Raw genomic sequence first — 781 nt, forward strand, 5'->3', positions numbered from 1 at the left:
GCGGTCCAGGTCGATAAAGCACAGCATGCTGTGTTCCGTCCCCGGCTCGTCGAGGGATTCCTGCAAGGTATTCTCAAACTCCCGGCGATTGGTAAGGCCAGTCAGGGCATCGTGGGTGGCGTGGTAGCGCAGCTTCTTCTGCATGGCCCGCCGGGAGGTCACATCCCGAAACACCATCACCGCCCCGGTCACCTGGCCATCCGCCGATTTAAGCGGCGCCGCGGAATCCTGAATTTCGTAGCGGCTGCCATCGCGGCTTTGCAGCATGCTGCCTTCGCGCAGAAAACACACATCGCCCCCGCTCAGGGCCACGTTAATCGGGTTGGGGACCGGTATCGTGGCGTTGTCGTCACTGAGCATCAGAATATCGCCCACCGGCAACCCTTCCGCTTCCGCTTCACGCCAGCCGGTGAGCGACTCAGCCACCGGGTTCATAAAGGTCACCCGCCCGATCTCATCCGTCGCCACCACACCATCGGCAATAGAGGTCAGGGTAACGCGCAGGCGCTCTTTCTCATGGGCCAGGGACTGCTGCATGCCCTTTTCTGCCGTCACATCCCAATTGGTGCCCACCACCAGTGTCTCCGCGCCGTCAGAGCGCATCACGGTTTCTGCCCGCACGCGGATATGCCGAATTTCACCGCCGGGACGCAGGGTCCGAAATTCTGTGTCCAGGTCCCCCTCACCCGCGATAACGCGCTGGAACGCCGCGTTGATGTCCGGGTAATCGTCCGGATGCACCTGATCACGCCAGATCTGCAAGGTGCCATCGCCGGGCGCG

At 62.4% G+C, this 781-nt stretch carries 1 protein-coding gene; it reads right to left on the bottom strand.

Annotation, left to right across the window (positions count from 1 at the left end; translation table 11 throughout):
- Positions 1–762: PAS domain S-box protein (locus tag A3730_RS05155; protein ID WP_231883852.1), on the bottom strand; the 762-nt coding region annotated here is incomplete at its 3' end.
- Positions 763–781: the final 19 nt, after the last annotated feature.

The sequence above is a fragment of the Alcanivorax sp. HI0044 genome, from assembly GCF_001634945.1.